The 16569-nt window shown below is 33.2% G+C and carries 15 protein-coding genes and 1 other RNA gene; 2 read left to right on the top strand and 14 right to left on the bottom strand.

Features of this window, described 5'->3' with window-relative positions:
* Positions 1-133: 133 nt before the first annotated feature.
* The 9 genes from J5E45_RS01140 to sal form a co-directional block, all read right to left on the bottom strand.
* A complete protein-coding gene (locus tag J5E45_RS01140) occupies positions 134-460 on the bottom strand; it encodes a DUF1292 domain-containing protein (protein ID WP_017724645.1) in 327 nt (108 codons plus the stop codon).
* 16 nt (positions 461-476) lie between these two features.
* Complete coding sequence (gene ruvX, locus J5E45_RS01135) at positions 477-905, bottom strand: Holliday junction resolvase RuvX (RefSeq protein WP_039068293.1); 429 nt, start codon at positions 903-905, stop codon at positions 477-479.
* Between the two features lie 3 nt (positions 906-908).
* Positions 909-1169: an IreB family regulatory phosphoprotein gene (locus J5E45_RS01130; protein ID WP_208181474.1), complete on the bottom strand. Its 261-nt coding sequence runs from the start codon at positions 1167-1169 to the stop codon at positions 909-911.
* 68 nt (positions 1170-1237) lie between these two features.
* Entirely contained in the window at positions 1238-3868 is a 2631-nt protein-coding gene (gene alaS / locus J5E45_RS01125; RefSeq protein WP_069792179.1) for an alanine--tRNA ligase, read from the bottom strand.
* A gap of 348 nt (positions 3869-4216) precedes the next feature.
* The gene (gene recD2 / locus J5E45_RS01120) at positions 4217-6604 is read right to left on the bottom strand and encodes an SF1B family DNA helicase RecD2 (RefSeq protein ID WP_039068295.1); all 2388 of its coding nucleotides are present in this window, start codon (positions 6602-6604) and stop codon (positions 4217-4219) included.
* Positions 6605-6607: 3 nt separating this feature from the next.
* A complete protein-coding gene (locus J5E45_RS01115) occupies positions 6608-7273 on the bottom strand; it encodes a tetratricopeptide repeat protein (RefSeq protein ID WP_208181473.1) in 666 nt (221 codons plus the stop codon).
* A gap of 135 nt (positions 7274-7408) precedes the next feature.
* The gene (gene mnmA / locus J5E45_RS01110) at positions 7409-8521 is read right to left on the bottom strand and encodes a tRNA 2-thiouridine(34) synthase MnmA (protein ID WP_069792181.1); all 1113 of its coding nucleotides are present in this window, start codon (positions 8519-8521) and stop codon (positions 7409-7411) included.
* Entirely contained in the window at positions 8522-9667 is a 1146-nt protein-coding gene (locus tag J5E45_RS01105) for a cysteine desulfurase family protein (protein ID WP_069792182.1), read from the bottom strand. It lies immediately after the preceding gene.
* A gap of 60 nt (positions 9668-9727) precedes the next feature.
* Positions 9728-11359, bottom strand: a complete 1632-nt coding sequence (gene sal / locus J5E45_RS01100) for a Sal family ABC-F type ribosomal protection protein (RefSeq protein WP_208181472.1) — start codon at positions 11357-11359, stop codon at positions 9728-9730.
* Between the two features lie 288 nt (positions 11360-11647).
* Between sal and J5E45_RS01095 the strand changes: the two genes are divergently transcribed.
* Positions 11648-12646 (top strand): LLM class flavin-dependent oxidoreductase, encoded by a 999-nt coding sequence (locus tag J5E45_RS01095; protein ID WP_039068299.1) that lies wholly within the window; start codon positions 11648-11650, stop codon positions 12644-12646.
* 380 nt (positions 12647-13026) lie between these two features.
* On the opposite strand, the gene J5E45_RS01090 is transcribed toward J5E45_RS01095, so the two are convergent.
* The 3 genes from J5E45_RS01090 to cymR all read right to left on the bottom strand — a co-directional run bounded on the left by J5E45_RS01090 (position 13027) and on the right by cymR (position 13966).
* Positions 13027-13194 carry a hypothetical protein gene (locus J5E45_RS01090; protein WP_172643882.1) on the bottom strand — a complete coding sequence of 56 codons (168 nt, stop codon included), beginning with the start codon at positions 13192-13194 and terminating at the stop codon, positions 13027-13029.
* Between the two features lie 35 nt (positions 13195-13229).
* Positions 13230-13412: a CsbD family protein gene (locus J5E45_RS01085; protein ID WP_017724656.1), complete on the bottom strand. Its 183-nt coding sequence runs from the start codon at positions 13410-13412 to the stop codon at positions 13230-13232.
* A gap of 134 nt (positions 13413-13546) precedes the next feature.
* Positions 13547-13966, bottom strand: coding sequence for a cysteine metabolism transcriptional regulator CymR (gene cymR / locus J5E45_RS01080; RefSeq protein ID WP_017724657.1), 420 nt, complete (start codon positions 13964-13966; stop codon positions 13547-13549).
* 86 nt (positions 13967-14052) lie between these two features.
* On the opposite strand from cymR, the gene J5E45_RS01075 reads away from it, so the two are divergent.
* Positions 14053-15330, top strand: coding sequence for a replication-associated recombination protein A (locus J5E45_RS01075; RefSeq protein WP_039068300.1), 1278 nt, complete (start codon positions 14053-14055; stop codon positions 15328-15330).
* A 102-nt stretch (positions 15331-15432) separates the two neighbouring features.
* Here the strand turns inward: J5E45_RS01075 and J5E45_RS01070 are convergent, their stop codons facing one another.
* Complete coding sequence (locus J5E45_RS01070) at positions 15433-16203, bottom strand: tRNA threonylcarbamoyladenosine dehydratase (RefSeq protein WP_039068301.1); 771 nt, start codon at positions 16201-16203, stop codon at positions 15433-15435.
* Positions 16204-16365: 162 nt separating this feature from the next.
* Positions 16366-16556: non-coding RNA, 6S RNA (gene ssrS / locus J5E45_RS01065), on the bottom strand.
* Between the last annotated feature and the right edge of the window lie 13 nt (positions 16557-16569).

Genomic DNA, 16569 nt, shown 5'->3' with positions numbered 1-16569 from the left:
ACACGGCCAAAGTTATAATATTTTAATATAAAAAGGGCTAATCCATTTTGTTACGGATTAACCCTTTATTTTAAGCATGAGATTTATATCCCAAGCTCTTATGCGTATTTACACTTTAATTAATTATTCTTTATTATTCGTGGTCGTGATCATGATCATCCATTTCAGTATTAACTACTTCTTCAATCATGTCCCATTCTTCATCTGTTTCTACAGGTAAGAATTTACCACCTTCACCATTTTCATCTGGTTCATTGATCATTGGTACCAATTCTATTAAATCATCATCGTCAGATTCTGCGCCTTCTTCAGCAAGAATCACATATTCTTTTTTAAATTCTGGGTGGAAGAATTCTAATACTTTACGATATAAAACTTCGTTACCTTCTTCATCGTATAGAGTAAGTAATTCTTCCTCGTTGTTAATTTCTAATTGAGAATCGTGATTGTGTTCAGTCATAATTAAACGCTCCTTTTTATTGTAATGAGTCTAAATAGCCTTGCAGAATAAAGACTGCAGCCATTTTATCAATTACTTTCTTTCGTTTCTGTCTAGAAACATCTGCTTCAAGCAGTGAACGTTCTGCAGCCATAGTGCTTAAGCGTTCATCCCACATGATTATTTCTAATGATGGCAGTGCTTCTTGAAGTTGCTCCTTGTATTGTAACGAAGCCTCGCCTCGAAATCCAATAGAATTGTTCATGTTTTTTGGTAATCCGACAATTACGGTACCAACTTTCTCTTTTTGTATAATATCTACAAGTTGATTTATACCTAATTCATTTTTTTCTTCGTCTATACGGAGTGTATCTAATCCTTGGGCTGTCCAACCCATCAGATCACTTATTGCAATGCCAACAGTTTTACTACCTACATCTAATCCAATGATTTTATGTTTTAACATTTATTAGTTAGATTTCTTTTGTAAGTAACTAGAAACTAATTCTTCCATAATATCATCACGGTCTATGCGACGTATTTGATTTCTAGCTTCATTATTACGCGGAATATAAGCCGGATCACCCGATAGTAAATAACCTACGATTTGATTCACTGGATTATATCCTTTTTCTTTTAACGTATTATAGACATTTTGTAACACTGTTTTGACATCTTCTTTTGGAATTTCATCATAATTAAATTTCATAGTTTTATCAAAATTTTCCATTTATTACACTCCTTTTGTATCGAATAAAAAAGTACTTAATTCACATTCTACATGAGAATGACTTGAAGTTATAGGGATTTAATGTAATCTTTAATAAATCGTAATGCTTCTGTTATGTTTTCTGGCTGAGTACCGCCACCTTGAGCCATGTCAGGGCGACCGCCACCTTTACCTCCAACAATTGGCGCCATATTTTTTATAATGTCACCAGCTTTTACTTTATCAGTAAGTGTTTTGGGCACAGTCGCTACTAAAGATACTTTACCATCTACATTACTAATTAATACAATCACTGTATCTTGTAATTTTGATTTGAAATCATCCATCGTTTCACGTATAGCCTTAGCGTTTGGCACTTCAACTTCGGTAGCAAGGAATTTCAAACCGTTAATTTCTTCAACTTGGTTTGTAATGTCTCCCATTTTCAGTGAAGTAACTTCTTTATTTTTTTGTTCTAGTTGTTTCACTAATTCTTTTTCTTCTGTTTGCATTTGTATTACTTTATCTAATACTTGGTCATCTGTTTTTACTTTTACTTGAGTTTTAACAGCATTAAATTGCGTTTGTATTGTTTCTAAATATAGAAAAGCTGATTTACCAGTTAAAGCTTCTATTCGTCTAACTCCAGCACCAGTACCAGATTCACTCACGATTTTAAATAGACCGATTTCAGATGTATTATTAACATGAATACCGCCACATAACTCAATTGAGAACGGTGCCATATTTACTACTCTAACTACATCACCGTATTTCTCACCAAATAATGCCATTGCACCAATTTGTTTAGCTTCTTCAATAGGCATTTCTTGGATATTAACTTCAATACTGTTCCATATTTCTTCATTAACTCTGCGTTCCACTTGATCAATTTCTTCTTGAGTCATTGGACCAAAATGTGAAAAATCAAATCTTAAACGCTCTGCTTCAACCAATGAACCAGCTTGATTAACGTGTTCGCCTAATACTTCTTTTAAGGCTGCATGTAATAAATGTGTTGCACTATGATTTTTCTTAATTGCACTACGGTCTTTATGGTTAACGCTTGCGGACACTTCTGCATTTGTTTTTACTGTACCAAATTGAATCTCACCTTTGTGTAAGTTTTGACCATTAGGTGCTTTTGTAACTTCAGTTACTGCAATTTCAAAGTTTTCATTACTTACTTTACCTTGATCGGCAACTTGACCACCACTTACTGCATAAAATGGCGTCTCTTTAAGGATGAAGTAAACGATCTCACCAGCTTCTGCAGTATCAACTAATTCGCCATTATAAATGATATCAGTTATTGTAGTAGCTCTGTCCATTACATCATAACCAACAAACTTACTTTCAGTCGTAATTTTCTTCAATACTTCACTTTGCACTTGCATTGATTGTGAATTTTGTCTTGCTTGTCTAGCTCTATCTCTTTGTTGCTGCATTTCAGACTCAAATGTGGCCATATCTACTGTTAAATTTTCTTGTGTTGCAATCTCTTCAGTTAGTTCTACAGGGAACCCGTAAGTATCATAAAGTTTAAAAGCATCTTTACCACTAATTTCATTAGATTGTTCTTTTGCTTGAGCCACAAGATTATTTAAAATAGCAAGCCCTTCTTCCAATGTTTCGTGGAAACGTTCTTCTTCAGATTTAATTACACGTTTAATAAAGCCAGACTTTTCTTTTACATTTGGATAATATGGTTCCATAATATCAGCAACTATATCAACTAATTGATACATAAATGGTTCATTGATATCTAAAGATTGGCTAAATCTTACAGCACGACGTAACAAGCGACGTAATACATAACCACGACCCTCGTTAGCTGGTAATGCACCGTCAGCGATTGCAAATGCAATCGTACGAATATGATCTGATATAACTTTAAATGCCACATCGTATGCATCTTTTTCTAAATATTTTTTCCCTGATAACGTTTCTACTTCACGGATTATTGGCATAAATAAATCTGTTTCATAATTTGTACGTACATTTTGAGCTAATGATGCCATTCTTTCTAATCCCATACCCGTATCAATGTTTTTATTTGGGAGTGGTGTATATGTGTGGTCTTTATTATGGTTAAATTCACTAAACACTAAATTCCACACTTCAAGGAAACGCTCATTCTCTCCACCTGGATACATTTCTTCAGCTGGATCATCTTTACCATAACTATCTCCACGATCATAGAAAATTTCTGTATTAGGACCTGAAGGGCCTTCACCAATGTCCCAGAAATTTCCTTCAATTCTAATAATTCTACTTTCCTCTAAGCCAATGTCTTCATTCCATATACGATACGCTTCAATATCTTCTGGATGTACAGTCACATATAACAATTTAGGGTCCATTGCCATCCATTTCTCACTAGTTAAAAATTCCCATGCAAATTCAATTGCTTCTTTTTTAAAATAATTACCAATTGAGAAATTACCTAACATTTCAAAAAATGTATGATGACGTGCAGTAAACCCTACATTTTCAATGTCATTTGTTCTAATTGCTTTTTGTGAATTCACAATACGTGGTTTTCTTGGCGTTTCCCTACCATCAAAATATTTTTTTAACGTTGCTACACCAGAATTAATCCATAGTAAAGAATCATCATCAATTGGAACTAATGGTGCTGATGGTTCAACCATATGACCTTGTTCTACAAAATAATCGATAAAATTTTGTCTAATTTCACTTGCTTTTAAGTTTTTCATACCTTAAATTTCCTCCATCTCAACTCAAGTTATAACAGTAATTCATAAAAAATGAAAATAAAAAACGCCCATCCTCATAAAAGGGACGAACGTTTCGCGGTACCACCCTAGTTATAAGCATCAGTAAATCTTTATAGACGTCATTGTTAAAATTATGTAATTCAACAGTCTTAACAAATTTACTAACATACACTTATCACTCAATTAGTTATTATGCTTACTGACACAAAGTAGCTTTCAACTATATTCATTGTACTTTTCACCAACCAGTACATCTCTTGGGATAAAACATAGTTTACTTATCTTCATGCGAAGTTATTTATATTGTATTTATTTTCAACGACAATGTCAATCTTCAACGAAGTCATATGGGGAAAACTCTCCCATATTAATCATTGGATTTATCTTAAATATATTTTCTTCAGATAAAATAATATCAGCATCAAAAGAATTACTGACATCATCACTTTCAGTTTCTTCATCATTATTAAAGTACATTTTAAGAAAAGTACACAATTGTGTCATTCTCACTTGGCCATGAGTCTTGAGACCAATATCAAATGCTTGTGGATCTCCTAAGAACACAAGTGACTGTTTGGCACGTGTTAAACCAGTATATAATATGGGTTTTTGTAGCATTCTAAAGTACTGTTTAACCATCGGCATAATAACGATTGGAAATTCTGAACCTTGTGACTTATGGATTGATGTACAATAAGCATGCGTTAATTCCATTAAGTCTTGGCGAACAAATGTAATCTCGTTACCTTCAAAATCAACCACCAAAACATCTTTGTTTAATGCATTTTCTTTAGCCCAGAAGATGCCTACAATAACCCCAATATCACCGTTAAATATATTATCGCTTGGTCGGTTAACAAGTTGTAATACCTTATCACCTTTTCTAAAAACAATATCACCAAACTCAATTTCTCGAGTATCCTGTTCTTTAGGGTTCAAGATATCTTGCAATATTGTATTTAGTTTCTTAATACCTGCAGACCCTTTATACATCGGAGCTAATACTTGAATATCACTCATATCATAACCTTTATTCACTGCACTTGATACTACTTTTTCGACAACAGAGGGTATCTGTTCTGTTGTACAGTTTATAAAATTACGATCATGAAATCTTTGTGTAATATCAATTGCTTCTCCTAGTTTCATCCTATGCGCTAATTCAATAATACTTGAACCATCTTGTTGGCGGTAAACTTCAGTTAAATTCACACGAGGAATCACTTTCGAATCAATTAAATCCTTAAATACTTGACCTGGTCCGACAGATGGCAGTTGATCTTCATCCCCGACTAGTATAACTTGCGCATCGATAGGTACAGCACTCAAAAACTGATGGAATAACCATGTATCAACCATGGACATTTCATCTATAATAATAAGTTTTGCAGAAATCTCATTATCCAAAATATCTTCCGGTTGTGTATCTTGATTCCAACCTATTAGACGATGTATCGTCATAGCTTCCAATCCAGTTGACTCTGACAAACGTTTTGATGCTCGGCCAGTTGGCGCACCTAGGACTACTGGATAATCATCATTTTGATAATCATCATAATCTAATGACAAACCATGCAACTCTGCATACAGTTCAACAATTCCTTTAATGACAGTAGTTTTTCCTGTGCCTGGTCCACCGGTTAGCAACATGATTTTAGAATTAATAGCTGTTTGCAAGGCTTCTCTTTGAGAATCTGCATATGTTACTTTATTTCGTTCCTCAATTTCTCCGATTTCAAGTAGCAAATCAGATTGTTCAATTTCTTTAAGTTTATTTGTATAACTAAAATTACGGTATAAATTTTGAACGCTTTTCAGTTCTGAATAGTATAGACTTGGAATCGCAACTTCATTTTCTTGTTGGATTAATTTAGTGTCATTGACTAAATCCTGTAACACTTGTTCTAATTGTTGTATTTCTATTAACTCGCCTGGTGGTTGTGACAACATATCTTGTGTCATCTCTAGTACATTATTAGTTGGTAAATAAGTATGACCCTGTTTTATGCATTCTTCTTCTAAGACATAAAGCAACCCTGCTTTAAGACGTTCTGCATCGTTAAATTGAATGCCAACATTACGCGCTAATATGTCCGCCTTATTAAAACCGATACCTTTGACGTCATATACAAGTTGATAAGGCTTGTTTTCAACTACGTTGAGCGTTTCGCCTAAATATGCTTGGTATATAGCCATTGCTAACTTTGGCCCAAAACCCAAATCATGAAGTCGAATAATAATTTGTTCTGTTTCTTGATTACTTGCGATTTGTTCAGCGATTTGTTTTTGTTTCTTTTTAGGTAAACTAGGTACTTTTTCCAATATACTTGGATCATTTAAAATGTCACTAATCGCATTCTCACCTAATTTATTTACTATACTTTGAGCCGTTTTTTTACCTATTCCTTTAAAAAGATCACTTGATAAATAACTTATAATCGCTTCTTTGGTTTGTGGTAACTCTTTTTCAAAAGTTTCAGCTTTTAATTGTTTACCATATTTCGCATGTGTAACTACTTGCCCTTTAAATGTATAAACGTCACCTTCTGCAATATCTGGAAAAAACCCTACAATTGTAGGCATTGAATCGAATGTCTCGTTGGATTCAATTGTATCAACTTTTAAAACCGTATAAAAATTTTCTTTGTTTTGAAACAAAATCGCATCAACGGTCCCTTTAATCATTGAATTATTAAATAGTGTAGGGTTTTCCATAAGTTATTCCTCCTCTGCGATAGATTTAAAAGTTTTAATAGCATGATGGCTCATGACATGATCTGGATTAGCATCGACAGCCGCTTCAAAGTGACGAATAGCTTCGTCAGTATTCTCCGTTTGCATATAAGTGGCTAAACCTAAATTATAAAGCGCATCTGCATGTTTTTTATCGATTGCTAATACTCGGTTTAGCTGGTCAATAGCTGGTTCAAACATTTCTAAATGACATAACACAAGCCCGTATTGGAATTGTACCTCAGCATCATCACGGTCATCTTGTTCCGCTGCAGTCATTAGGAATGGTAAAGCTTCGTTAAATGCTTCTAGTTGATTGAAAGACATTCCAATCATGTAATTTGTATCAACTTTATCAACGTTAAATTTCAGCGCTTGTTGGTATAATTTTATCGCTTCATTAAAACGACCTTCATTGTAATATACATTACCTAAATTATAATAAATTGCACCGTTTACCGGATCTAAAGTGATTGCTCTTTGAAAGAATTTTTCAGCTTTTTCTACTTCTCCCGCTTCAGCCAATAATATTCCGGCATTTATGTAATTTTCAACTTCTTTTGGACTAGCTTCTATATTTTCAAATAATGCTTTAAGTGCTTCTTCAAAGTTACCCTGTTTAATTAATTTATATATTTGCTCTTGATTCAACTTTAACCCTCTTTTCTGACTATTAATTATAACATTTACTCATTTTTTTGAAATATTAATTTTAAAAAAAGAAATCGCTAGATACTATATTATATAGTCTACTAACGATTTCTAAATAATACTTCATCTTTTGGTTTATAAAACGTAACTTAATTGTCCAGATTCTTTGAAAACATCATCAATTGTAGCACCACCAAGACAGACATCCCCATCATATAGCACAACAGATTGACCAGGAGTAATCGCACGAACAGGTTCATCGAATACTACTCGAATTGCGTTATCACTCTCTTTTTGCACAAATACTTTAGTATCTTTTTGGCGGTATCTGAATTTTGCAGTACATTCAAATCCATTTTCCAAGTCAACATCATTTACAAATGAGATATCTGATGCAATCAAGTAGTCACTGTACAATGCTTCATGGTGGAAACCTTGTTCAACATATAATACGTTGTCATTTAAGTTTTTACCAACTACAAACCATGGATCACCGTCTCCACCAATACCTAGGCCATGACGTTGTCCGATTGTATAATACATTAATCCAGCATGCGTACCGATTTTTTCACCTTGTAGTGTTCGCATTTCTCCAGATTGTGCTGGTAAATATTGTGAAAGAAATTCTTTGAAATTACGTTCTCCAATAAAACAAATACCTGTTGAATCTTTCTTTTTAGCAGTTGCTAAATTTTGTTCTTCAGCAATACGACGTACTTCTTTTTTATCGATATCACCTATTGGGAACATTACACGAGATAATTGATCTTGTGATAATTGATTTAAAAAATAAGTTTGATCTTTATTGTTATCCACGCCTCTTAACATTTCAACGTGGCCATCCTCATGACGACGCACACGTGCATAATGACCTGTGGCAACATAGTCAGCACCGAGTTTTAATGCGTGTTCTAAAAATGCTTTGAATTTAATCTCTTTATTACACATTACATCAGGGTTTGGCGTACGTCCTTTTTTATATTCATCTAGGAAATACGTAAACACTTTATCCCAGTATTCTTTCTCAAAATTCACTGCATAGTATGGAATATCTAATTGATTGCATACTGCGATGACATCATTATAATCTTCAGTAGCTGTACATACGCCATTTTCATCAGTATCATCCCAATTTTTCATGAATATACCTATGACATCATAACCTTGTTCTTTTAACAAATGTGCTGTAACGGAACTATCTACGCCACCAGACATCCCAACAACAACTCGTGTATCTTTATTTGACACTTACACGTCCTCCTTAAATTTATGATAAATTTTATGAATTTCTGTAGCTATATATTTTATTTCTTGTTCAGTTGTTTGTTCGTTAAAACTAAATCTTACAGAATGTTTTGCTCGATTATCTTCTTCATCATACATTGCTTGTAATACATGTGATGGTGTTGTAGTCCCTGCAGTACAAGCTGAACCTGATGAAACATATATATTGGATAAATCTAATAAAGTCAGCATTGTTTCTACATCTATAAATGGTAAATATAAATTTACAATGTGACCAGTTGAATCTGTCATAGAACCATTTAATTCAAATGGGATTGAGCGTTCTTGTAATGAAACTAAGAATAAATTTTTAAGATTCATTAAATGTACATTGTTTTCGTCTCTATATTGGTTTGCAAGCGTAACAGCTTCAGCTAATCCAACAATTTGCGGTAAATTTTCAGTACCAGCTCTACGTTTACCCTCTTGTTCTCCACCTAATTGTTGATATTTTAATGAAGTACCTTCTTTTAATAGTAGTATGCCAACGCCTTTAGGACCACCAAATTTATGTGCAGTAATACTCATAGCATCAATATCAAATTCATGAAAATCTATTTCTAAATGACCAATCGCTTGTACTGCATCAACATGAAACAGTGCATTGGATTTACCAATAATTTCTTCAATATCGTACATTGGTTCGACAGTACCTACTTCATTATTAACAAACATGATTGAAACTAAAATCGTCTGTTCTGTAATAGCATTTTCTAATTGCTGAAGGTTTATTATACCTTGTTTATCAACATCTAAATATGTGACTTCAAAACCTTCTTTTTCTAGTTGCTCAAATACATGGAGTACAGAATGGTGCTCAATTTTGGAAGTGATAATATGTTTTCCTTTGTCCATCTGGTCATAAGCCATCCCTTTAATAGCAGTGTTATTAGATTCTGTCGCACCGCTTGTAAAAATCACTTCACTTGGTTTTGCGTTAAAAGAAGATGCAATTGTACGACGTGCTTCATCTAAATACTTTCGTGCATCTCTTCCTATACTGTGAATGGAAGACGGATTACCATAATGAACAGAATAAATATCCATCATTTTATCAATTACTTCTTGTTTAACTGGTGTTGTAGCAGCATAATCTGCGTATACTTCCATGCTTGACACTCCTTAAATTTTTATCAATGTTCCAATGATAGCACCATATAATTAATTTTTCTAGTTGTCTGTTTCAAAATGACCATTTTCATCAATATCTTTAAAATCCTCTAATAATTTCATAGTGTTTTTAATATCTGATGGTTGTTTACTATTCAATGACATATTTTGCAATCGCTTATCATTAATATGCCAGTGCGTAGCAGTGATTTTTGATTGTAAATACTGATCATGTGTAACGATAAGTACTTGACCTTGAAAACTTTCAATCATTTTTAATATTAAATCTTGTGTAGCTATATCAAAATAATTGGTTGGTTCATCTAAAATAAGTAGATGTGGGTTAGAGAAATATAATAATACAAACTGTAATCTACTTTTCTCACCCATGGATAAAAATGCGATAGGTTGATAAAGTTTTTCCTTATTAAAATCAAAAGAAGCTAAAATCGTTTGCGCTTCACTACGAGTTACACTGTCCAATGCCATCACCATGTCCAATGGACTGCTGTTAAAGTTCAAGTTGTTATTTTGCTGATCAAAACTAGCCATTTTAAGCGATGGTGTAATATATATATCACCTTTATCCGGTTTTATATCTTGTTTAATCATTGCGATAAATAATGATTTGCCACTACCATTCGGACCCGTTAAAAGTATATTTTCTTTATTTTTCATTTCAAAGTTAGCATTCCTATAAATTTCCTGTCGGTTTATAGTTATACTAACATTTTCAAATCTTATTAAGCTGCGCTTTCGTAAACGCGTTTGCTCATTAAAATGAAAATCCCTATTATCATTTTCGGGTGCTTCAATTTGTTTTTCATTAATATTTTGTTTTAGTTGTGATTCCTTTACTTTAGCTTTTTGAGCTAATTTACTTAATCTTTTTTGTTGTATTGGATCGCGCACACTAGTTGATTTTTGTGAAGCTGAGTGCCATTCATTCACTCGTCTAATAGTCGCTTCAAGTGCTATGATTTCTTTTTGTTGTTTTTCATAAGCGTTGACTTGTGATTGATGAGCCAAATCTACAACTTGTTTATAATGATCATAATTACCTTGAAATTTTCTCGTTCCGTTACGCGTTATTTGATAAATGTGTGATGCCGTTTGATTGATGAAACCTCTGTGATGAGACACAAAAACGATAGTCTGTTTAGATTTATTTATATTCGTTATCAAATTATCTAGCATTGTCATATCAAGATGATTAGTAGGTTCATCAAGTAATATTAACGATTTTTTTGATAAGAATGCTTTTAATATCGCTACACGTGTTTGCTGTCCTCCGCTAAGCGACGCAATCTTTTTATCTAAGTCGATTTCCGTTAAATCAAATAATTTTGCTTGCGTAATGATTTCTTGTTCAAATTCATAGCCTTCCAATGCAACGTAATCACTTATTTTTTCATAATTATATCGTATTTCTTTTTTCAATTGAGCTAATTGTGGTTTTAGAAATAGGATAAAATCCATTGCTGTCATCTCATAATAATCAGTCATATCTTGTTCCATTAAATAAGCACTTTCTTTATAGGTATCCTTAAGCGCATGCAAGAGTGTTGATTTTCCAACACCATTATCTCCTAAAAATGCAACATGTTCTCCTTCTTCTATCTCAATTAGCACCTTATCAATCAGCATTCGTCCATACTGTTCAAATGGTTTTTGTTCATAATAAAAAGACATATCAATTCCTCCACTTTTAGGACATGACATATCTTTACCGTGTTATATATTACTTTGTATGTGGTTGTTTAAGTATTTTCACGTAATTTAGACAGGGTCATATCCCATAACTTTTATTTATATTTAATTGGTTTGTATATTTCTTATGAGATTTATCCATTGTCTTAATTAAGCCACCTAACGTTTTAATTTTGTATAAGTATAACAATGAGCAATTTCTTACGCAAGTTTTAAATCGCCTGTTATACTACTTTGTATTAACAAGCTCAAGGAGGATTACGATATAAAATGAACAATTTAAAATTATCTGCGCTTAACTTAGTACCAATCCGCGAAGGTCAAGATGATCAAGCAGCAATCAAAGATATGGTTAAACTTGCGCAAGATTTAGAAGCACTTGAATTCGAACGTTATTGGATAGCTGAACACCACAACGCTCCTAATCTAGTTAGTTCGGCAACTGCATTATTAATTCAGCACACACTAGAACACACTTCAAAAATACGTGTCGGTTCTGGTGGTATTATGTTACCAAATCATGCACCATTAGTTGTTGCAGAACAATTTGGAACAATGGAAACTGTTTTCCCAAACCGTGTAGACCTTGGATTAGGACGTGCGCCAGGAACAGACATGATGACTGCTAGCGCCTTACGTAGAGATCAACATAACGGCGTTTATGAATTCCCTGAAGAAGTTGAACAACTTGCAACTTACTTTGGCCCAGCTAATCAGCAAGGATATGTACGTGCCTACCCAGCTGTTAATAAGCAAGTACCACTTTATATACTTGGTTCATCTACTGATTCCGCGCATTTAGCCGCACGTAAGGGGCTACCTTATGTCTTTGCTGGCCATTTTGCACCGCAACAAATGAAAGACGCGATTCAAATATATAAAGAACTTTTTGAACCATCTGATATATTAAGTGAACCTTATGTTATTGTTTGTCTCAATGCTATAGTTGCAGATACAGACAAGCAAGCTGAATACTTAGCAACAACACAAGCACAAGTTATGGTAAGTATCACAAGAGGTAGAATGCAACCTGTGCAACCACCAACTGATGATTTAAAAGGGCTTTTAACACCTACAGAATATGAAATTGCAAAACAAAGAATGCAACAATCCTTAATCGGGTCTGAAGAGACAGTTAAAGCTAAAATTCAAGACTTTATCAAAGAACACGGTGAAATAGATGAACTGATGGCGATTAGTTATATTTATGATCAAGACGCACAGTTAGATTCTTATAAAAAACTAAAAACAATTGTCGAAGAAATATAATTTATTAAATAAGCCAAGACTTTTCACAATTCAATGTTTAATATTCGTCCAAACAGTAATTAAGTGGATGAATATATGAAGTATAAACATTAACGTTTTAATTACTTTATCAATTTTTATATTTTTAAATTCATCTTAGTCAAATTTCAAAATATAAAATTTAGGTTATTAAGGTTAAATTGACACACGCTATATTATTGTGCTTCGCAAATCGTCACAACTTATCATAAAAATTAATGCCTACTAAACAATGGAAAGCTTAAACCTAGCCCTTATCCACTGTTAGTAGGCATTATTATTAATGTTTAAATTGCAAATAAAAAGGGGCAGGACAATATTATGCCCTAACCCTCTTTTAAATAATTTTGTTTCCACAAATATTATTTTTTATCGTCTTTTTTGTCATCTTTTTTATCATCATCACTGCCGCCAGTGAATTTATCGATTTGTTCTGATGCTTGTTTTGCTTTTTCATTATCTGTATCTTTTAATTTATCTGATACATTTTTTGCAGTTTCTTTTGCTTTATCTAAAAAGTTTTCAGCCATTTAAAATCTCTCCTTTAATAGTCATTAACTATAGATTATTTTTTAAATTTATCAATAACATCATTAGCTTTATCTTTTGCATTTTCTACAAATTCTTTAGCTTTACCAGAAGTTTTATCTTCTTTACCTTCGTTTTCTAAGTCTTTGTTATCAGTAACGTTACCTAATGTTTCTTTCACATTACCTTTTGCTTGTTCTACTTTGTTTTCGTCTGCCATGTAATTTACCTCCTTGATGGTGTATATATATTGTACATACCACTAATTTTAATAAATAAACATCTCAAACATTGATTAATAAATATTTTCTAAAATTGTTATAGCATCAATACAAAACTATATTTCGGTATAATTTAGATATAGAACATATAGCCATCTAAATTATTTGTATCTTTATATTCTGCTAAATATTTTAATGATGTATTATCTAGCACATCTCTTACTGCGTCTCTCATTCTAATCCAAAGTTGTTTTTGAGCAGGTGGTTCTGAATCAATACTTTCAACGAATGTGATTGGACCTTCTAATAAACGAATAATGTCACCCGCTGTTATCTCTTCAGATGGTACTCTTAACTGGTAACCACCTTTTGCACCACGAACACTTCGAATTAACCCGGCATTTCTCAATGGACCGACTAATTGCTCTAAATACAAATCGCTCAAATTATTTTCTTCCGCAATAGATTTTAAAGACACACACCCTTGACCTTCTTTTTTAGCAAGAGATATCATTAGTGTTAACCCATATCTTCCTTTAGTTGAAATTTTCATTATATTACCTCACTTAATTCGAATACTATATAATAACATTCTATCACTTTTTAAGTTAATATAGAATTAGAAAGGTGTGAAACATTGTGTCAAACGAACCACTAGCTTCAAGAATGCGTCCAAGTAATATTGATGAGATTATATCTCAAAAGCATTTAGTAGGTCCAAAAGGTATTATAAGAAGGATGGTAGAAACAAAAAGATTATCCTCCATGATTTTTTATGGACCACCTGGTATCGGTAAAACAAGTATTGCTAAAGCTATATCAGGAAGTACTCAATTTAAATTCCGTCAATTAAATGCAGTTACAAATACAAAAAAAGATATGCAACTTATAGTTGAAGAAGCTAAAATGTCTGGACAAGTTATTTTATTATTAGATGAAATCCATCGTTTAGATAAAGCTAAGCAAGATTTCCTATTACCACATTTAGAAAATGGAAAAATTGTGCTGATTGGAGCTACAACTTCAAACCCATATCACGCAATAAATCCTGCTATTCGCTCAAGAGCTCAAATATTTGAACTTTATCCACTAGATGAAGATGATGTCAGAACTTCACTGGATAGAGCTTTAAATGACGAAGAACGTGGCCTAGCAAGTTATAATCCTATAGTGGACGAAGATGCAATGTCCTATTTCACTACTCAAAGCCAAGGTGATGTGAGAAGTGCTTTAAACGCCTTAGAATTAGCAGTCTTAAGTTCCGAAACTACAGATGGCCAACGTCACATTACCTTACAAGACGCTAAGGATTGCTTGCAAAAAGGAGCTTTTGTAAGTGATAAAGATGGCGACATGCATTATGATGTGATGAGTGCGTTTCAAAAATCAATTCGCGGTAGTGATGTAAATGCTGCACTTCATTATTTAGCACGCTTAATTGAAGCAGGCGACTTACCAACAATCGTTAGACGGTTGCTAGTAATAAGTTATGAGGATGTTGGCCTCGCATCTCCTAGCGCGGGACAACGCACATTAGCTGCTATCGAATCAGCTGAACGCTTAGGCTTTCCTGAAGCTAGAATACCCTTAAGTCAGGCCGTTATTGAACTCTGCCTATCTCCTAAATCTAATTCAGGTATCGCTGCTATTGATGCTGCTCTTTCTGATATACGCAAAGGTCATATAGGACAAATTCCTGATCATTTAAAAGATGGACACTACGCTGGCGCTAAAGAACTAGGACGTGCTATCGGTTATCAGTATCCTCATAATTATGATAGTGGATTTATTCCTCAACAATATCTACCTGATAAATTAAAAAACAGAATTTATTATGAACCGAAAACAACTTCTAAAAGTGAGCAACAATTCAAATCGGTTTATGAAAATATTACCCAAGCGCAACAAAAAAATTAAAAATTCTGGATTTAAGCTAGAAAAACAGAGATTGAGATGTCATAATCTCAATCTCTGTTTTTTAATATAAAGTGTTGGATAACTAGAATACTAGCTATAATTTTATATTTTATCTTTAATACGCGATACGGGTATATCTTTTAAAATATCATTAACGACATAGCTGGCGCTAATCAAACCAACTACACTTGGTACAAATGCATTCGAAGATGGTGGGATTTGTCCCTTTCTGGTTGGTGCGTTTGCATCACCTACAGTATCTTTAACATCCTCTCTTATAACTATGGGGCTTTCATCTGAAAATACGACAGGTATTCCTTTATATATACCTAATTTTTTCAATTTACGACGAATGATTTTAGCCATTGGATCCATATATGTTTCAGAAATATCAGCAATCTTAAATCGAGTCGGATCTGTTTTATTTGCGGCACCCATACTAGAAATAACAGATATACCTCTTTCCAAACATTCTTTCATTAAATGCACTTTATACATGATGGTATCACTTGCATCAACAAAGTAATCAATATCATAATTATTGAACAACGCTTCATATGTTTCTTCTGTATAAAACATATGTAATGAAGTTACCTTGCATTCTGGGTTAATCAATTTAATACGTTCTTCCATCAAAGTAACTTTACTTTGTCCAACAGTTGTTGTTAATGCATGTAATTGACGATTCACATTAGTGATATCTACATCATCTTTATCTATTAAAATGATGTGTCCAATATTTGTGCGTGCTAGAGCTTCGGCAGCAAATGATCCAACTCCTCCAACACCTAAAATCACCACAGTTTTCTGTTTTAATAATTCTAAACCTTCTTGGCCATAAGCCAATTCATTTCTTGAAAATTGATGTTTCATGCCATTCTCCTTAATAATAAAAGCGATTAAATATAGTTTTTCGTTTAAAATTCTGTTTCTATTATTGAATTTAATACATTTATTTTATTTCAATTTAATTAAAAATATCAAGTTTTGTATTTTATATCAAAAAAATACGCAAGACCGAAGTCTTGCGTACCGATAGAGTCCATAAGTGCCGTAGTTATAAAATGCTTGATCATTCGGCCTGCTTAAAACAGGTGGGTGCCCTGTTTCTTGTTTTGCAAGTCCTCCTAATGAGGCGTGTGCGCTGCAAGAAAACCCATTGGGCTCCCGGATCAAAGTGTGTTAGGCCCAAATATAAAGCAAACATACGAACACTACAGATGACTATCTTATGGGATT

This window comes from Staphylococcus shinii (assembly GCF_017583065.1).
Lineage (GTDB): Bacteria > Bacillota > Bacilli > Staphylococcales > Staphylococcaceae > Staphylococcus > Staphylococcus shinii.
The sequence above is the reverse complement of the archived record's forward strand: the minus strand, read 5'-3'. Positions and strand labels throughout refer to the sequence as shown.